The sequence below is a fragment of the Terasakiella sp. genome (assembly GCF_048267425.1).
Taxonomy (GTDB): domain Bacteria; phylum Pseudomonadota; class Alphaproteobacteria; order Rhodospirillales; family Terasakiellaceae; genus Terasakiella.
The window spans coordinates 441673-455786 of sequence record NZ_JBLWXN010000001.1 but is presented as its reverse complement, the minus strand read 5'-3'; the positions used below and the strand labels follow the sequence as shown (position 1 = coordinate 455786).

16 protein-coding genes are annotated in these 14114 nt (G+C 48.1%); 2 read left to right on the top strand and 14 right to left on the bottom strand.

What is annotated here, in order from left to right:
• Positions 1-18 precede the first annotated feature (18 nt).
• The 13 genes from ACN0VA_RS02185 to ACN0VA_RS02125 all read right to left on the bottom strand — a co-directional run bounded on the left by ACN0VA_RS02185 (position 19) and on the right by ACN0VA_RS02125 (position 10971).
• Positions 19-360, bottom strand: coding sequence for a Rieske (2Fe-2S) protein (locus ACN0VA_RS02185; protein ID WP_188662640.1), 342 nt, complete (start codon positions 358-360; stop codon positions 19-21).
• Positions 361-362: 2 nt separating this feature from the next.
• The gene (locus ACN0VA_RS02180) at positions 363-770 is read right to left on the bottom strand and encodes an EVE domain-containing protein (RefSeq protein ID WP_417819553.1); all 408 of its coding nucleotides are present in this window, start codon (positions 768-770) and stop codon (positions 363-365) included.
• Positions 771-784: 14 nt separating this feature from the next.
• Complete coding sequence (locus ACN0VA_RS02175) at positions 785-1069, bottom strand: YciI family protein (RefSeq protein WP_417819552.1); 285 nt, start codon at positions 1067-1069, stop codon at positions 785-787.
• Positions 1070-1071: 2 nt separating this feature from the next.
• Entirely contained in the window at positions 1072-2061 is a 990-nt protein-coding gene (locus ACN0VA_RS02170; protein WP_417819551.1) for an NAD(P)H-dependent glycerol-3-phosphate dehydrogenase, read from the bottom strand.
• 63 nt (positions 2062-2124) lie between these two features.
• Entirely contained in the window at positions 2125-3051 is a 927-nt protein-coding gene (locus ACN0VA_RS02165) for a hypothetical protein (RefSeq protein WP_417819550.1), read from the bottom strand.
• Positions 3052-3071: 20 nt separating this feature from the next.
• Complete coding sequence (locus ACN0VA_RS02160; RefSeq protein ID WP_188662621.1) at positions 3072-3434, bottom strand: helix-turn-helix domain-containing protein; 363 nt, start codon at positions 3432-3434, stop codon at positions 3072-3074.
• 29 nt (positions 3435-3463) lie between these two features.
• Positions 3464-4051: a Smr/MutS family protein gene (locus ACN0VA_RS02155; protein WP_417819549.1), complete on the bottom strand. Its 588-nt coding sequence runs from the start codon at positions 4049-4051 to the stop codon at positions 3464-3466.
• Positions 4035-4718, bottom strand: coding sequence for a LutC/YkgG family protein (locus tag ACN0VA_RS02150; protein ID WP_417819548.1), 684 nt, complete (start codon positions 4716-4718; stop codon positions 4035-4037). The genes ACN0VA_RS02155 and ACN0VA_RS02150 overlap by 17 nt, the downstream gene beginning before the upstream one ends.
• Positions 4715-6139, bottom strand: coding sequence for a LutB/LldF family L-lactate oxidation iron-sulfur protein (locus tag ACN0VA_RS02145; protein WP_417819547.1), 1425 nt, complete (start codon positions 6137-6139; stop codon positions 4715-4717). The genes ACN0VA_RS02150 and ACN0VA_RS02145 overlap by 4 nt, the downstream gene beginning before the upstream one ends.
• A gap of 4 nt (positions 6140-6143) precedes the next feature.
• Positions 6144-6914 (bottom strand): (Fe-S)-binding protein, encoded by a 771-nt coding sequence (locus ACN0VA_RS02140; protein ID WP_417819546.1) that lies wholly within the window; start codon positions 6912-6914, stop codon positions 6144-6146.
• A gap of 38 nt (positions 6915-6952) precedes the next feature.
• Entirely contained in the window at positions 6953-7843 is an 891-nt protein-coding gene (locus ACN0VA_RS02135) for a DMT family transporter (protein ID WP_417819545.1), read from the bottom strand.
• Between the two features lie 193 nt (positions 7844-8036).
• Positions 8037-9854, bottom strand: a complete 1818-nt coding sequence (gene typA / locus ACN0VA_RS02130; protein WP_417819544.1) for a translational GTPase TypA — start codon at positions 9852-9854, stop codon at positions 8037-8039.
• 121 nt (positions 9855-9975) lie between these two features.
• The gene (locus ACN0VA_RS02125) at positions 9976-10971 is read right to left on the bottom strand and encodes an adenosine kinase (RefSeq protein WP_417819543.1); all 996 of its coding nucleotides are present in this window, start codon (positions 10969-10971) and stop codon (positions 9976-9978) included.
• Positions 10972-11196: 225 nt separating this feature from the next.
• Here ACN0VA_RS02125 and ACN0VA_RS02120 point away from each other — a divergent pair, with 225 nt between their 5' ends.
• Together ACN0VA_RS02120 and ACN0VA_RS02115 are read left to right on the top strand one after the other, a co-directional pair.
• Positions 11197-13377 (top strand): PAS-domain containing protein, encoded by a 2181-nt coding sequence (locus tag ACN0VA_RS02120; protein WP_417819542.1) that lies wholly within the window; start codon positions 11197-11199, stop codon positions 13375-13377.
• A gap of 47 nt (positions 13378-13424) precedes the next feature.
• Positions 13425-13601, top strand: coding sequence for a hypothetical protein (locus ACN0VA_RS02115; RefSeq protein WP_417819541.1), 177 nt, complete (start codon positions 13425-13427; stop codon positions 13599-13601).
• A 20-nt stretch (positions 13602-13621) separates the two neighbouring features.
• Here ACN0VA_RS02115 and ACN0VA_RS02110 read toward each other — a convergent pair whose 3' ends face one another.
• Entirely contained in the window at positions 13622-14095 is a 474-nt protein-coding gene (locus ACN0VA_RS02110) for a low molecular weight protein-tyrosine-phosphatase (RefSeq protein ID WP_417819540.1), read from the bottom strand.
• Between the last annotated feature and the right edge of the window lie 19 nt (positions 14096-14114).

Sequence of the window (14114 nt, the reverse complement as noted above, 5' to 3'; positions counted from 1 at the left end):
CTCTTTGTGGTAAAAGCCTTACAAGTCTTTGGGGACAAAGAGTTCTTCCCCCCTTATTTCATAAGGAACGGGGGCTAACTTCTTACCCAGACAAGGGCCATATACGCATTCGCCATCTTCAATTTTAAAAAGGGCCCCATGTGTCGAACACATGATGAAATTCTTTTCCATATCCAAGAATCGATCCGGTTCCAGGTTCATGGGAATCCCCAAATGCGGGCAATTATTGATAAAGACGGAAAGCTGCCCATCCTTTTTCACCACCAAGATAGATTGGTCGCTTTCGCCGCGTGTAACAAAGAATTCTTTGCTGTCTTCGTCTTCAATTTCGTGAATGCTGCATAATTTATGCTCGCTCATTCTTATAAGCCTCCCAAGGCATTGATCAATTCCCACGCATCCGGCGCAACCGGCAGAACAGAGAGACGCGCCTGTTTCACCAGAGCCATATCCGCAAGGCGCGGGTCGTCTTTGATTTGTTTCAGGCTAACAGGATGTTTTAGGGGGTGCAAAGCTTTGAAATCAACACAAACGAAACGTCCGCTTTCATCACTGGGATCAGGATAAGCCGTTGTCACAACTTCGAGCACACCGACAACGGCCTTTTCTTTTTGGGAGTGATAGAAAAAGGCAAGATCACCGACTTCCATCGCTTTCATATATTTCGCAGCCTGAAAATTGCGCACACCGTCCCACGGTTCCACGCCTTTTTGAACGTGATCGGCCCAAGACCAACACCCAGGTTCGGATTTTACCAGCCAATAGTTCACGGCAACCTGTTTCCTTATTCAGCCGGCAGAACTTTTTTCCATTTGGAAATCGTTACGGATTCAAACAGACCGGCTTTTGCATAAGGATCATTGGCACAGAATTCTTCAGCCTCTGCCCGGGTGTCCAAATCCAGAATAACCACCGAACCATTCATCTGATCGTCTTCGTCACTTAATGTTGGGCCAGCCGCAAATAATTTATCGCCATAGGATTTTAAATACTCCACATGGGCGGGGCGGTTATCCAAACGGACTTGCAAATGGTCAGCTTTATCAACGCATTTCACAACAAACAGCATATTTAAATCTCTTCTCTAAAGGGACGGGCAAGCAGGTCATCGACAACTTGATTAATGTCGGCGCCTTCATTTAAAATCCGGTTTACGGCCTTGCAGATCGGCATGTCCACATGCAGGCTGGCAGCCAGTTTACACACAGATCGCGCGGTAAAGACCCCTTCGGTCACCGCTTTGCGAACTTTGAGGATATCTTCCAGTTTTTCCCCTTGTCCCAAGGCGACACCAAGGGAAAAGTTGCGCGATTGCATGGAATTACAGGTCAGTGTTAAATCCCCCATACCGGACAGGCCCATCAGGGTTTCCGGCTTTGCCCCCTTGGCCACACCCAGACGGGTCAATTCAGAAATTCCCCGCGTGATCAAGGCCGCACGTGCATTATCGCCAAACCCTTTGCCCGATGCCATGCCACTGGCAATCGCCAAGACGTTTTTCACCGCACCGCCGACCTGCGCCCCGACAATATCGTCGCTGGCATAAATCCGAAAACGGCTGGACCCCACCACCTTGGCCATTATCATGGCCCGGTCCATTTCTTTCATCGCCAAGGTACAGGCCGACGGTAAAGCATTGGCAACTTCAATCGCAAAGGTCGGACCGGACAAAATACCAATTTCCGCATCCGGTAATTCTTCACCAACAACCTCGCTCATGATCAAACCGCTATCCAGTTCAATCCCTTTGGCACAGATCAACAAAGGCGTGCCTTTTTTCCAAATCGGGCGCAAGGCCTGACAGGTTGCGCGCACATGCTGGGCCGGGGCAACCATCAAAATCACATCGCTGCCGATGATATCTGTTAAATCCGATGTCGCACGAATATTGGGATTCAAATTTGTGTTGGGTAAATAAATCGGGTTGGCGTGGCTGCGATTGATCGCCTCGGCGACTTCCGGCTCATAAGCCTGCAATAAAACCTCATTGCCTGCGCGTTGCATCGCACAGGCCAGCGCCGTACCCCACGCACCGGCACCTATAATACCAACTTTGTTCATTTCGGGCCTTTCCGTTTATTCTGTTCTTCCCTTTATGCGAGGAAAAACAGACAGGGTCAAATATTACTGCGCATTCAATATGGAAATGGATTTGACGGTGAAATCACCCTTTTTATTGGTCAAAATAAATCCGGTAAAATCATCCTTGAAACTATGATCATTCACGTCAATCACAACTGTATCATCCACACGCACCGTGATCCGTCCACCAGATCCACGTTTCCACACCAGTTTGTGATTTTTCTGATCTTCCAGCTTTAAAATATCATAGCGTGCAACGACAGCCGCACTATTGCTGTAATGGCGCACCAATTGCAGGGCAGGGGATTGCCCGCCTTGATAAACCAAACGATAACCGGTTTGACGATTGGTGCCCTGATATGGGCCAAATTCCAAATGGCCTGCCACCACCCAACTCGACATATCCATATCAATTTCGAAACTATTGGAAATGGCTTGATCTGTATAAATTTCGGCAGATGAAACCACGGATGCATCCTGCACCTGTTCCTGTGGTTGCGTTTGGGTTTTACCACCCAGAACAGCCCCCAGAACACCAATCAGTAATTCTTCTTTCGAAACTTTGCGTGAAGAGGAACTTTCTGCGTTTGATGTCGTTGATGATCCATCAACAAATGAGCGCAGCCCATAGCCTTTTTCAATCCAGTATTTCCCGCTAACCACTTGCCAGACAGGATTTTCTGTAAAATTCCCATCGGCAAAATCATCTTGCAAGGCCACACGGGGCACAGCCGGCACACCATATCGATGGGTTAAATTTTTCAAATCCTGCAAAAAACGGGGATCTGCAGCACGGGCTTGTTCGGCTTCTTTCACCAAATCATTTAATTCCCGGATCATATTCTTCAAGGCATCGGTATTTTGGCTCATCTCTTTATTGGGATCTGACCAACTTGAATAACGCGCTTCATTGGCGTGCAATTGATAACTGATCAGACACAAGGCCGTCCCCAAAAGCAATTTTTTCATTATTTTTTTCTCCCCGATCCTTAGCTTGGAATTGTTTCTTCAATGCGGGCAATTAATTCAGCAATTGTTTCCTCGTCCAGCCGGCTAATGCGGCGTGACAATAAATTCGCCAGCAACGTTGCGTTTGCAGAACGATCAACCGTATCCACGACAATACGCGGATGAGACAGGGTTGCCAGTTCTTTCAATTCTTCGGCATCATCCCAGATTAAATTAAAATACCCGGCAACCTGCATTACAAAACCCGGACCGGGTTTGCCCCGTTTCCCATGTTCCAATGCCGACAAATAGGCCGAAGACACTTCAAGGTCCTGCGCCATTTGCTTCAATGAAATGCCACGATTTTTTCGCAGCTCACGTACTTTCTCGCCAAACGGTGTCAAATTTATTATCTCGTTTTCAGTTAATTCGGTTAACGCCACCGTTTTAATAATATATATAGCGCGCCTTCGCCACCTTCATTTTTAGGGGCATAGGTAAAAGCAATGATTTTGGAACGCAAACCCGGTTGGTTCAACCAATGCGGAACCATTTGCCGCAAAACACCGATTTTACCATTTAATTGCGTTCCCTTACCTGTCACAACGGATACGCAACGTTTGCCTTGTGAAAAGGCCGAGTTCATAAAACGCAACAAAGCAGCGTGTGCTTGATCCTGCGTCATACCATGCAAGTCAAGACGGCCTTCCATCGCCATTTGCCCCCGGCGCAAACGTTCCATTGTACGTTTGTCCACGCCGCTGGCTTTGCCATGTTCCAAATGATGAAACTGTTTATGTGATTCATCTGGGCGATGGGTGGGCAAGGGCACCGCCGTATCCGGGAACGGGCGTGTCGCCACCGGTTCCGGGATCGGGTCCGCGCCGTCCAGATCGACAAAACGACCGGGCAGGGGATTGACATCATCGGTGACTTTTTTCCACAATTGCGCTTCGCCCACACTGAGGCCGCGGTGACGTTTTTGTGGAGCTTCTATATATTTTTTATCCTTCTGGCCCATCGTCTTCTACCAACAAAATATGCAGTTTGCGCGGACCATGCGCCCCAAGTAACAAAGTTTGTTCAATATCAGCCGTGCGCGATGGACCCGCCACCCAGTTCAGGGCACGCGGCATAAAGTCCGCACTGTTGCTTTCCCGGCGCAGACGGGCATAAACCGCCTCGTAATCGCCAACAAGATCATCGGCCTTTAACACAACAATATGATTGTCCGGCAAGAAATTCAGTGTTGTCGGGCTTTGTGCCCCCGATGTCAGCGCAAGGGATCCCGTTTCCGCCACACCGGCAAAAGCCATCACCAAACCATTTAAATCATCGCCCCCACTGGGACCAAAACTTGTTTGCAGTTTCGACCAATCCAGATTTTCCAGATCAGGGTGAGGGGCAATCCGTATTGCCGTCCCCAGATCATTATCTTTTAGATATTTTGCTACAGCACGCGGCACACCGTCCAAAGATTTCAGACGGGACACAGTCGCGTTGACTTCTTTTGCCATTTTCACAAACAGACTGATCTGTTGTTTAGGCGTGCCGCTGCCACGTTTCGGGATTAAATTGGCCTTGGGTTGGGAAAGACGTTCAACGAGGCTCAAATCATCTTCGCGTTCCATCGCGCCCCGCCCCAGTGACCAACGAATACGCCCCAGAATATAATCACGTGAACTCATGTACGACGCCCCCCTTTTTCAGACCAGCGTTGTTGGAACGTTTTGCCTTCCGGTGCCGGAAAATCACGGTTTTCCGTCCAGCCGTTTTTGATAGGTAACGCCTTGATATGACCGGATTTTCGGCACATAAAGCCCATAATCCGCATCTTCCAGCCTGCAACCTTGTGATAGAGTTTCGGACGCAGTGCCCACCAAGCCCACCAGTTCATAGCCAATCGTTGCAGAGTCGGAACGGGACCATCTTCCCATTGTTTTTTCCGCCAGGAACGCAGCATCTTCGGAATAGGGATACGGACAGGACAGACTTCTTCACATTTCCCACACATGGTCGAGGCATTGGGCAAATCACATGATTTTTCCAAACCATGCAAAGCTGGGGTTAAAACAGAGCCCATTGGTCCAGGATAGATCGACCCGTAAGCATGACCGCCAACACTTTGATAGACCGGGCAATGGTTGATACAGGCAGAACAGCGAATACAGCGCAGCATATCATGCGTGTCATGGCCCAGCATGCGCGAACGCCCGTTATCCAGAATGACCACATGGAATTCATCCGGTCCGTCCGGGTCGGTTTCCCCGCGTGGCCCGGTGGAAAAGGTCGTATAGACCGATTGTTCCTGCCCCGTGGCCGAACGTGCCAAAACCCGCAGTAACGTTGTGCAGTCTTCCAATGTCGGTACAACTTTTTCAATGGAACACAGTACGATATGAACACGGGGCAACGTCTGCGTCAGATCCCCATTACCTTCATTCGTTACGATAACGGTTGAACCCGTTTCTGCCACCATAAAGTTCGCACCCGTAATCCCGACATCAGCGGCAATAAATTTTTTGCGCAGCATGGTGCGGGCTTCGACCAGCAAATCTTCAGGGGCGTCCAGATTACGGTCTTTCGGTAATTCCGTATGGGTTTTGCGAAAGGCTTCTTCCACATGGCTTTTGCGCAAATGAATAGCGGGTGCGATAATATGGCTGGGCGGTTCATTGCGTAACTGGATAATATATTCACCCAGATCGGTTTCAATCGGGATCAGGCCTTTTTCTTCCAGATATTCATTGATCGCCATTTCTTCGCCGATCATGGATTTGCCTTTGGTGACGGTTTTTGCCCCCACCGCTTCGCAAATTTCATAAACGATCTTGCGCCCATCCTTGATATCGCGCGCCCAATGGACCTTGCCGCCGGTTTCCACCACACGGCTTTCAAATTGTTCAAGGTAGAAGTCCAGATGGCGCAGCGTATGGTCTTTAATATCGCGGGCCTGATCGCGCAAATCTTCAAATTCCGGCAAACGATCCATCGCCGCCAAACGTTTTAACGGAAAACCGGTTCCCAATTTTTGCAAGGAAGCCTGAAGATCATCATCTTTCAACGCCTTCTTGGCATTTTCTTTAAAGTTATGGGCGTTCAGCTTCATCGGTTTAGCCCTTTCCCTGTGAAATTGGCGGCACCTCATCACACATATCTGCTAAAACCTCTGCAATATGGCGCACTTCTACCGTTTCCCCGCGTCGTGTCATCCGTCCGGCAATATTCATCAAACAGCCCAGATCACCGCCCAAAACGGTTTGCGCGCCAGTTTTCAGCAAATCATCACATTTATCATCGGTTATGCGCGACGATATATCGGAAAATTTCAGGCAAAATGTCCCACCGAACCCGCAACACCGTTCGGCTTGTTCGGCTTCCACCAGTTCAAGACCCTCAACACTGCCCAGCAATTTGCGTGGTTGTTGCTTGATCCCCAATTCGCGCAAGCCCGAACAGCTGTCATGATAGGTTGCTGTACGGTCCAAGGCGGCTTCGACCTTGTCCACATGCAGGACATCACTGAGGAAAGTCAAAAGTTCATAGGTTTTGGTCGATAGGTTTTGCGCGCGTTTCAGCCAGTCGGGACTGTCAGCAAACAATTCCGGATAATGCACCCGGATCATCGCCGCACAAGACCCACTGGGCGCGACAACGTAATCGAAATGTTCAAATTCTTCGATCACCATTTGCGCCATTGCCTTGGCGTCATCATTATCGCCAGTGTTATAGGCGGGCTGACCACAACAGGTTTGACGTTCTGGGACACAGATGGAACACCCTGCCTCTTCCATCAATTTTACGGCTGCAAAGGCAACGGTCGGGCGAAACAAATCTACCAGACAGGTTACGAACAAACCGACATTTTTCTCATTTTCCGACATGCCATGAAGATGGCCTTTTTAGGCGCAATTGACAAGCATTATGCCGTTTTACGCCGCCACAGGGGTAAAAGTTCAACCGACAGAATGCTGATAAACATAATTGCGGCCCCGAAATAACCCTCAACAGGCAAGCGTTCGCCTAAGATAATAGCACCGGCAAGGGCAGCGAACAGGGTTTCCCCACTCATAATAATCGCCGCGTCTGCCTGTCCTGTATAAGTTTGGGCCACAGCCTGTAAGGTAAAGGCAATACCAACAGACAAGACGCCCGCATAAAAAATTTCAAATCCTGCCGCCATTACATTGGCCATGCTGAATTCTTCAAAGATCAACCCACCCGTCAAACCCAACATGCCACATACGAGAAACTGCGTGGAAGCGAGCATTACCGGGGTCGAACAATTGCGAACGACAAACCCGACCGTAATGATTTGAGCCGCCCAGAAAATGGCCGAAACCATCATCCAGAAATCCCCGGTACTTAACCCGCTGAGGTTGCCACCTGACAGATAATATGTGCCGACCATACAGCCCACCACCGATGGCCAGATTGACCAATGGGGGAGTTTGCGCCAGAAAACCAACAACATCAAGGGAACCAACGGCACATAAAGCCCGGTTAAAAAGCCCGCATTGGTCACCGAAGTCATGGAAATCCCGATTTGTTGGGTAATCGAAGCCGTAAAAATAAACACCCCACAAAGCGCCATGCCCAACCAGTCTTTAAGACTGACCTCAGCACCCCTTTGGCGATATTTCGACAATTCACGCAAAGCCAAAGGCAACACAACCAGCCCACCCAATGTAAAACGGATCCCGGTAAAATAATACGGGCCGATGTTTTCCATACTGGTATGTTGGGCAACAAAAGCAGTGCCCCAGATCAACGCTGTGATGAGCAGCAGAATGTTGGCTTTTAGACGGTTCATTTCGATCTCTACGCTTATTCTTATTTTGGCAGATACCTTTGGAATAATTTTACCAACTGGTCAACCTTTCTTTTAAGCTTTCCAAACAGGCTTAAACCCACCATTGAAAATGAATAAAAATAAAAAATCGCCGCGCTCATTCTCAAAAGAACAAACACGGCGATTTAATAAATCAACTTGGAAAAACTTTTGTTTAACCCACTGTTTTTTCTGCACGTTTACGAACATGCGGATCAAGGTGGAATTTGCGCAATCGGATGCTTTCCGGTGTCACTTCCACCAGTTCATCATCCTGAATATAGGCAATGGCATCTTCCAACGTAATCACACGCGGCGGTGTCAAACGAATGGCATCATCCTTACCAGAGGCGCGGTGGTTGGTCAGTTGCTTGGATTTCATGGCATTAACTTCAAGGTCGGTCCCTTTGGCATGTTCGCCAATGATCATCCCCTGATAAATCTTGGCTTGCGGGCCGATGAACAACGGGCCACGTCCTTCAAGGTTTGCCAGCGCATAACCGACAGCCGCACCCGCAACCATAGAAATCAGAACCCCGTTACGACGTCCCGGGATCGGACCGGCATAAGGACCGAAATGGTGGAAGGTACGCGCCATAATACCGGTACCGCGTGTTTCCGTCAGAAATTCCCCATGATACCCGATCAAACCACGTGCCGGAACATGGAAGGTCAAACGTGTCTTGCCGCCACCGGAAGGGCGCATTTCTGTCATTTTACCTTTGCGGATCGACAAACTTTCCACCACGATACCGGAAAATTCTTCATCCACATCAACCTGAACTTCTTCAAACGGTTCCAGCTTTTCACCTGTTTCAGGGTCTTGCTGGATCAAAACACGCGGACGTGAAATCCCCAGTTCGAACCCTTCGCGGCGCATGGTTTCAATGATAACACCCAGCTGCAATTCACCACGACCAGCCACTTCGAAACTATCGGCATTTTCAGTTTCATTGACCGTAATGGCAACGTTGCCCTCAGCCTCGGCAAACAGACGATCACGGATCATACGCGATGTAACCTTGGACCCTTCCTGGCCCGCCAACGGTGAATCGTTCACCGAGAATGTCATGGCAAGGGTCGGCGGATCAATCGGTTGCGCTTTCAACGGTTCCATCAATTCCGGGGCGCACAGGGTATCGGCAACGTTGGCCTTTGTCAGACCGGCAACGGCAACAATATCGCCTGCGTGGGCTTCATTGACCGGAACACGTTCCACACCACGGAAAGACAGCAATTTAGTGACACGCGCCTGTTCGATGATTTCGCCGTCTGCTGTCATGGCTTTCAGGTTGGTATTGACTTTAAACGTCCCGGTATGGACACGCCCGGTCAGGATACGACCCAAAAACGGATCAGATTCCAACGTCGTCGCCAACATGGAAAACGGTTTATCCAGATCACCGGCCGGTTCTTTGACATGTTTCAGGATCAAATCAAACAACGGTGTCAGGTTGGTCCGCTCTCCATCCGGGGTTTCGGCCGCCCAACCGTCACGCCCTGAGGCAAACAAGGTCGGGAAATCAAGTTGTTCGTCATTGGCATCCAAGGCACTGAACAGATCAAAACACTCATCCTGCACTTCATAGGGACGCGCATCGGGACGATCAGCCTTGTTGACTACCACGATCGGCTGCAATCCCAGTTTCAGGGCTTTACCGGTTACGAATTTGGTTTGCGGCATCGGACCTTCTGCGGCATCCACCAGCAAAACCACACCATCAACCATAGACAGGATGCGTTCCACTTCCCCGCCGAAATCGGCGTGACCGGGGGTATCGACGATATTGATACGGACATTATTCCATTCAACCGACGTACATTTCGCCAGAATGGTAATGCCGCGTTCTTTTTCGATATCGCCGGAATCCATAATACGTTCTTCAACGCGCTGGTTTTCACGGAACTGGCCGCTTTGTTTCAAAAGTTCGTCAACCAAAGTCGTTTTACCGTGGTCAACGTGTGCGATAATCGCAATATTGCGAAGTTCCATGAATTTAATCCGTCTGTAGGGAATATGATTTGCGCGGGACTATACGCTTAAATAAAAAAACAGCAATAAAAAAACCCCTACAAACCGCAGTTCATAGGGGCTTTCTTAAAAGTATCATAAATTACGCGGACAAAGCAGCACCGGCAAGGTCTGCCAAATCAGCCTCAGGTCGTGCCCCGTAATGACTAATAACCTCGGCAGAACAAATAGAACCGAGACGCGCACAGGTCCCCATATCAAATTCTTTGGTATAACCAAACAGGAAACCCGCCGCATAGGCATCACCAGCCCCGGTGGTATCGACAACATGATCGACTTTTTCCGCATCGACCACGTGGATTTCATTGCCTGCAATGATTACAGACCCTTTTTCCCCACGGGTCAGGGCTGCAACACTGCATTTATCGCGCACGCATTGCAGGGCCGCATCAAAGCTATCGACTTCATATAACGATTTAATCTCGTCTTCATTGGCAAACAAAATATCGACGTGATGTTCCACCAAATCTTGAAAAGATTTACGGTGACGATCTACACAAAAGGCATCAGACAGGCTGAGCGCGACTTGGCGTTCCGCCTTATGCGCTGCCATTGACGCTTTTAAAAAAGCTTCCTTTGCATGATCTGGATCCCATAAATAGCCTTCCAGATACGTTACCGCACCACGGGCGATATAGTCCGGGTCGATATCATCAGGCATTAAATTCACACAAGCACCCAAGAACGTGTTCATGGTGCGTTGCGCATCATCTGTAACCAAAATCAAGCACCGTGCCGTGCTGGGGCCGTCACTGGCATGTTTGGACGCAAAATCCACACCCGCAGCCTTAATGTCATGAGCAAAAATTTTGCCTAAACCATCCTCCTTGACCTTGCCGATAAAGGCCCCTTTGGCCCCTAAGCTCGCCAAACAGGCAATGGTATTGGCCGCAGATCCGCCGGAACATTCCACACCTGGACCCATCTTTTCATAAAGACGATCCGCTTGTGTTGCATCAATCAAGGCCATGCCGCCTTTGGTCAACCCGTTTTCCGTGATAAAGGCATCGCTGGAATGGCTTAATACATCGACAATCGCATTGCCAATACCGATCACATCAAAGTCTGCTTGCACCATGTTGTCCTCATCTTCCCATAGACATCAATTTGCGCGACAGTATAGAAGGATCGATTTAAACAACAAGAGAGAAATATATGCTTTTTGGTTGTATCTCTGGTCGCTTAAGGTATTGTTAAAATATAAAATTAATAAATCATATTGACGTTGTCCGATTGTAACAGGAAATTGGCGGGTCTGCATTTGAAGCATAAATCGCAAATTATAACCGGCTTATCTTTTTTATTGGCCGCAATCTTTCTTATTGGTCTCGGCTGGTTTGCGGCACGCGAGACCGGAGAAACTGCGGCGCGAGAAATTGACCAGAACCTCAATCATCGCATCACACTTTATAAAGACTTTCTACAGCGAGAGCTCAATCAAGTTGATTATATCGCTGCTATCCTTGCGCAAAACCCCCAACTTATTGCCGCTTTACAGCCCAATGGTGCACCGTCTTATGTAGATGTTGCAAACAATCTTCTCAAAACAGCCAATCAAAAGCTTGAAACCGCAACCGTCTTCTTAATGGATAAAAACGGCCGGACCGTTGCCGCCAGCAATTTTGATCAGGAACATAGCTTCGTCGGAAAGAATTATTCATTCCGCCCCTATTTCAAAGACGCGTTGGAAAAAGGAACTGGTCGTTTTCTCGCGGTTGGAATTACATCCTATCAACTGGGGTATTATGTTGCCCATGCGATTAAAAATGGTGGTGAGACGGTCGGCGTTATCGTCATCAAGATCGATCTGCGCCATATTCAGCAATTTACCAAAGACATGGATGGCGATTATTTCATCGCGGATGAGCGCAATATTATCTTTCTCAGTTCCAATAAAACGTTCGAGTTAAAATCCCTGTCGACCATTTCCGCAAATGATCGACGCTATATTTCGCGCACGCGCCAATATCCCATCCATAAGATTGAAACACTTGAAAATCATGTTTCCGATACAAAATACGGGAGTTTGAATACCTATTGGATCAATTATAATGAATATTTTGTCAAAAAGGTCTCTTTGGATGAATTGAACTGGACCGTTTGGCTCTTTTCTCCCACGGCCCCCATCCAAAATCAGGCTCTTTCCAGCGCCATTGGGATTACTTTAATCGGCTTAATGGTAATGATTGCCTTTTACCTGCTTTATAAACGGCGCAAAGATAGCGAACGGTTCCAAACCATTGTCGACAACCTTCCCAGCGGGGTGACCTTTTTTGACAACAACCTGCAAATGCTGATTTGCAATGAAATGGTTAAAAAAGTTCTCGATTTTCCCGATACTCTGTTTCATGGCGGGTTGCCCAGTTTACGAACGTTGCTGCATTTTAATGCACAGCGCGGGGAATATGGGGAAAATAATCCCGACCTTGTCATTGCCGAACAAATTGAGAAGGCTAAAAAACGCATTGATCATGTGTTTGAACGCAAAAGACCTGACGGCACCATTCTCGAAATCAGGGGCGTTTGGGTCGATCAAGGCCTGATCACCACCTATACAGACATTACCGATCGCAAGAAGGCTGAAGAAGAAGCCATGCGCACCTCCGGTTACTTACGCGCCTTGCTGCACAATATGGATCAAGGCGTTACCGTAACAGACGAAAATCTGAATATTGTTTTCTGGAACAATGCCTTTTTCGACCTTTTGAAATTACCAGACCACCTTAAGAAGCCGGTGATGAAATATGAAGACCTGATCCGCTATAATGCCATTCGCGGGGAATATGGTCCCGGTGACCCAGAACAACATGTTAAACTGCGCGTTCAAGCCTCTTTAAAATTTGAACCTCATAAATTTGAACGCACCAGACCGGATGGACATACTTTACAAGTAACCGGCAAGCCTTTGCATATTGATGGGGAACCCTTTGGCTTCATTTCAACCTATGTCGATATTACCGAACATAAACGTATGGCGACACGGTTACGCAAACTGGCCAATACGGACCCGTTGACCGAGCTGAGCAACCGTCGCCATTTTACCACTTTGCTGGAACGTGAGATTAAACGTAGCCGACGCAATGGCAATCCCTTGTCGCTTTTATTGCTCGATCTTGATCATTTTAAAACCGTCAATGATCGCTTTGGTCACAATTGCGGTGATATGGCTCTGAAAGCTTTTGCAGATACCAGTCGTGATATCTTGCGCGACATTGATGTCATTGGTCGCCTTGGTGGGGAGGAATTTTGTATATTTCTGCCCGATACAGACCGCGAAGGGGCCTATATACTTGCCGAACGTATGCGCCAGGGTATTGAAAATATTGATCTGGTCAGCGAAAAGAATGAACCGATCAAACTCACTGTCTCCATCGGTGTGGCCATGCTTGACAATGTCATGGGCGACCGGATCGAAGATATCCTACAACGCGCCGATAAAGCCCTTTACCGCGCAAAACATGAAGGTCGCAACCGGGTTTGTTAAATTAATCGCCTATTCTTTTCATAAATAAAAAAAGAGAGGACTCAAATATGACATACCCTTATGAAATACAAACACCTCACGGCTTATATCCACAAGATGGACATAAACTTGACCGTATGATTTTAGATGATCGACGTATCATTCAGATTGAGTACATCAAAGAACATCAAAAAATTATTCCTGAACTTGATTACAAACAATTTATCAAAGACGGAAAATTATAGAAATTTAGGTTTTGCAAACCTTAAAGATAATTCCGTTCAATATCGCGCAACAAACCGTTTGAGGCTTCTTCCACCAAATCCAAGACGTAATCAAATCCGGCCGGGCCGCCATAATAGGGGTCGGGAACTTCTTCTTCCGGGCTGTTGGGATCGAAACCTAAAAACATATGCAAACGGTCTTCATAACCGGGCAAGCAAATCTGTTGCAGTTGGGCATAGTTGCTGCGATCCATCGCCAGAACATAGTCAAATTCTTTGAAATCAATCGGCTTGGCCTGACGGGCACGCAAGTCTGATAGATCATAACCGCGCACCTTTGCCGCAGCTTGCGCCCGTTTATCCGGTTCTTTACCCACATGCCAATCCCCGGTTCCCGCAGAATCGGTTTTAATATGGTCTTGCAAGCCTTTTTGCTTCACCAAATCACGAAACACCCCTTCAGCAGTGGGGGAGCGACAAATATTTCCCAGACAGACAAACAGGACTTTAACCACACTTTTCTCCCTTTTCATT

Excerpts from the sequence above, each read along its gene's own strand:
- ACN0VA_RS02165 (WP_417819550.1), bottom strand. The coding sequence starts at position 3,051 with ATGAAAAAATTGCTTTTGGGGACGGCCTTGTGTCTGATCAGTTATCAA.
- ACN0VA_RS02175 (WP_417819552.1), bottom strand. The coding sequence starts at position 1,069 with ATGCTGTTTGTTGTGAAATGCGTTGATAAAGCTGACCATTTGCAAGTC.
- ACN0VA_RS02145 (WP_417819547.1), bottom strand. The coding sequence starts at position 6,139 with ATGAAGCTGAACGCCCATAACTTTAAAGAAAATGCCAAGAAGGCGTTG.
- typA (WP_417819544.1), bottom strand. The coding sequence starts at position 9,854 with ATGGAACTTCGCAATATTGCGATTATCGCACACGTTGACCACGGTAAA.
- ACN0VA_RS02185 (WP_188662640.1), bottom strand. The coding sequence starts at position 360 with ATGAGCGAGCATAAATTATGCAGCATTCACGAAATTGAAGACGAAGAC.
- ACN0VA_RS02125 (WP_417819543.1), bottom strand. The coding sequence starts at position 10,971 with ATGGTGCAAGCAGACTTTGATGTGATCGGTATTGGCAATGCGATTGTC.
- ACN0VA_RS02155 (WP_417819549.1), bottom strand. The coding sequence starts at position 4,051 with ATGGGCCAGAAGGATAAAAAATATATAGAAGCTCCACAAAAACGTCAC.
- ACN0VA_RS02150 (WP_417819548.1), bottom strand. The coding sequence starts at position 4,718 with ATGAGTTCACGTGATTATATTCTGGGGCGTATTCGTTGGTCACTGGGG.
- ACN0VA_RS02135 (WP_417819545.1), bottom strand. The coding sequence starts at position 7,843 with ATGAACCGTCTAAAAGCCAACATTCTGCTGCTCATCACAGCGTTGATC.
- ACN0VA_RS02170 (WP_417819551.1), bottom strand. The coding sequence starts at position 2,061 with ATGAACAAAGTTGGTATTATAGGTGCCGGTGCGTGGGGTACGGCGCTG.
- ACN0VA_RS02140 (WP_417819546.1), bottom strand. The coding sequence starts at position 6,914 with ATGTCGGAAAATGAGAAAAATGTCGGTTTGTTCGTAACCTGTCTGGTA.
- ACN0VA_RS02115 (WP_417819541.1), top strand. The coding sequence starts at position 13,425 with ATGACATACCCTTATGAAATACAAACACCTCACGGCTTATATCCACAA.